Genomic DNA, 2,995 nt, shown 5'->3' on the forward strand with positions numbered 1-2,995 from the left:
AGCAGCACCTGGGCGTGCGGCTGTTCCACCGCACCACGCGCAAGAGCTCGCTGACCGAGGAGGGCGAGCGCCTGCTGCATGCGGCGCGGCCCAACCTCGACGGGCTCGTCGATGCCCTGACGCGCGCCCGCAGCGCGGTGCGCAGCGACGAAGGGCTGGTGCGCATCAGTGCGGCCGGCGCGGTCGCGCGCCTGGTGCTGGTGCCGATGCTCGCGGCGTTCCAGGCGGAGCACCCGGCGATCCAGATCGACCTGCTGCTGGAGGACCGCTTCACCGACCTGGTCGGCGAGCGCATCGACGTCGGCTTTCGCGCCGGCAACCCGCCCGAAGCGCAGGTCATCGCGCGCCGGCTGTTCACGATCCAGCAGATCGCGTGCGCGTCGCCGGCCTACTTCGAACGGCATCCCGCGCCCGAGCGTCTGCAAGACCTGCTGCAGCACCGCTGCACCGCGTACCGCCAGCCCGGCACCGGCCGCCCGATGCCGTGGGAGTTCGAGGTCGACGGCAGCGCGGTCTTCCAGCACGTGCCGGTGGTGCTGTGCAGCAGCGAGCCCGAGGCCGACTGCCTCGCGGTGCTCGCCGGCATCGGCCTCGGCCAGGTCGACAGCATCAATGCCGCGGCTGCGCTGCGCGACGGCCGGCTGGTGCCGGTGCTGACGAACCACGTCAGCGAGCGCATGGGCCTCTACCTGTACTACGCGCAGCGGGCCGACATGCCGGGGCGCGTGCGGCGCTTCATCGACTTCAGCACCGCGTGGCTGCGCGACAGCAAGCAGTTCTGCGTGCCGCCGGCCGAGCTGCGTGCGCTGGCCAGAAGGGCTCGTGCGGCACGCCGATGATTGGCAACTTCGGGTTGTCAAAGTAACGGATTTTGTGGACTACCCAGGTTGAGCCTGGATTTCTAGAGTTCGTCCCAAGCGTCGCCGTCGCGCCGCAGAACCCAAGGACGAAACTCATGGCCACCTCTTCGACTTCTCTCTCTTCCCAGTTCGCTACCCAACTCGCCGGCCGTGTCGCGGTCATCACCGGCGCCTCCAGCGGCATCGGCCGCGCCTCGGCGCTGTTGTTGGCCTCGCGCGGCGCCAGGGTCGCGGTGCTGGCACGCCGCAAGGAGGCGCTCGACACGCTGGTGGCCGAGATCACCGCGGCCGGCGGCGAGGCCCTCGCGGTGCCGGTCGACGTGACCGACCAGGCCTCGGTGGACGCCGCGGCTGCCCAGGTGGCAGCGGCCTACGGGCGGGCGGATCTGGTCTTCAACAACGCCGGCGTGATGCTTCCGGGCGCGATCGAGGAGCGCAAGCTCGGCGAGTGGGAGCAGCAGATCGACCTGAACGTGACCGGCGTGATGCGCGTGATCCATGCGTTCGTGCCGCAGCTGGTGCAGGCCGCGGCCGAGGGTGCGACGGTCGACCTGGTGAACACCTCGTCGATCGCCGGCCAGAACCTGTACCCCTACTTCGCCGTGTACACCGCGACCAAGGCCTACGTGAGCCACCTGACGCGGCACCTGCGCATCGAGCTCGGGCCGAAGAACATCCGCGTGTCGATGATCGAGCCGGGCATCGTCGCGACCGAGCTGCAGGGCCACGTGACCTTCCAGGGCGCGAAGGACTGGCTGGCCGGTGCCGAGAAGACGATGGAGTTCCTGCAACCGGAGAACGTGGCCGAGAGCGTGGGCTTCATCGTCGCGCAGCCGAAGCACGTGAACCTGCAGCAGGTGGTGATCATGCCGACGAAGCAGACGACCTGAGTCCGCGGGCCCGAGCGGAAAAGGCCCGAGCAGAAAAAGGCCTGAGAATCGGCCCGATGAAAATCCCCGCCCGCCTGCAGACCCTGGTTGCCGAAGGTTTGATCGACAGCGTCGTTCGCCAGCTCAAGAGCGGCAAGGAAGCCGATGTCTACGTGGTGCGTTGCGGCGACGAGACCTGCGCCGCCAAGGTCTACAAGGAGGCGCACAAGCGCAGCTTCCGGCAGGCGGTGGACTACACCGAGAACCGCAAGGTGCGCAACAGCCGGCAGGCGCGCGCGATGGCCAAGGGCACGGCGTTCGGCCGCCAGCAGCAGGAGGCGGCGTGGCAGAGTGCCGAGGTGGATGCGCTGTACCGACTGGCGGCGGCGGGCGTGCGGGTGCCGAAGCCGCACAACTTCCTCGACGGCGTGCTGTTGATGGACCTGGTGGCCGACGAGCGGGGCGATGCCGCACCGCGCCTGAACGACCTGCCGTTCACCGAAGCGCAGGCCTTGCAGCACCATGCCACGCTGATCGGCGAGGTGGTGCGCATGCTGTGCGCCGGCGTGATCCACGGCGACCTGTCGGAGTTCAACATCCTGCTGGCCGGTGACGGCCCGGTCATCATCGACCTGCCGCAGGCGGTGGACGCGGCCGGCAACAACCACGCACCGCGCATGCTGATGCGCGACGTCGACAACCTGCGCGACTTCTTCGGCCGCTTTGCGCCGAGCCTGCTGCCGACGCGGTACGGCCCCGAGATCTGGTCGCTGTACGCTGGCGGCCTGCTCGCGCCGGGCACGCCGTTGACCGGCCGCTACGAACAGCGGGCCGGCGCGGTGGATCTGTCCGGCGTGCTGCGCGAGATCGAAGATGCGCGGCTCGAAGAAGCGGCGCGCCTGTTGAGAATGAGCACCCCATGACCGACGATTCCCGCCGCCACAGCCCTGCCGCCGAACGCAACCGCGCGGCGATCCTGACCGAACTGCAGCGCGTGTTGCCGCCACGGGGGTTGCTGCTGGAGATTGCCAGCGGCACCGGCCAGCATGCGGCGCACTGCAGCCCGGGGCTGCCGGGCTGGCAGTGGCAGCCGAGCGACTTCAATGCCGAGACGCTGCCGTCGATCCGCACCTGGTGCGCCGGGATCGACAACGTTCGCGCGCCGCTGCAGCTCGATGTGCTGGCGAGCGAGTGGCCCGGCGTGCCGGCGCAGGTCGATGCCGTCTTCTGCGCGAACATGATCCACGCGGCGCCGTGGGCCTGCTG

Annotated in this window: 4 protein-coding genes; all 4 read left to right on the forward strand. The window is 69.6% G+C overall.

From position 1 onward, the window contains the following. Nucleotides 1–839 (forward strand): substrate binding domain-containing protein (locus AC1D15_RS24680; RefSeq protein WP_477828046.1); only part of this gene is annotated, 839 nt, incomplete at its 5' end. Nucleotides 840–955: 116 nt separating this feature from the next. Further along, entirely contained in the window at nucleotides 956–1,750 is a 795-nt protein-coding gene (locus AC1D15_RS24685; protein WP_477828047.1) for an SDR family oxidoreductase, read from the forward strand. A gap of 56 nt (nucleotides 1,751–1,806) precedes the next feature. Next, nucleotides 1,807–2,652: a PA4780 family RIO1-like protein kinase gene (locus AC1D15_RS24690; RefSeq protein ID WP_477828048.1), complete on the forward strand. Its 846-nt coding sequence runs from the start codon at nucleotides 1,807–1,809 to the stop codon at nucleotides 2,650–2,652. Then, on the forward strand, nucleotides 2,649–2,995 hold a 347-nt coding region (locus tag AC1D15_RS24695; RefSeq protein ID WP_477828049.1), incomplete at its 3' end, for a DUF938 domain-containing protein. The genes AC1D15_RS24690 and AC1D15_RS24695, both read left to right, overlap by 4 nt.

Source organism: Rhizobacter sp. P2_H2, from assembly GCF_056403375.1.

Coding starts and splice junctions, on each gene's coding strand:
- AC1D15_RS24685 (WP_477828047.1), top strand. CDS start 956: ATGGCCACCTCTTCGACTTCTCTCTCTTCCCAGTTCGCTACCCAACTC.
- AC1D15_RS24690 (WP_477828048.1), top strand. CDS start 1,807: ATGAAAATCCCCGCCCGCCTGCAGACCCTGGTTGCCGAAGGTTTGATC.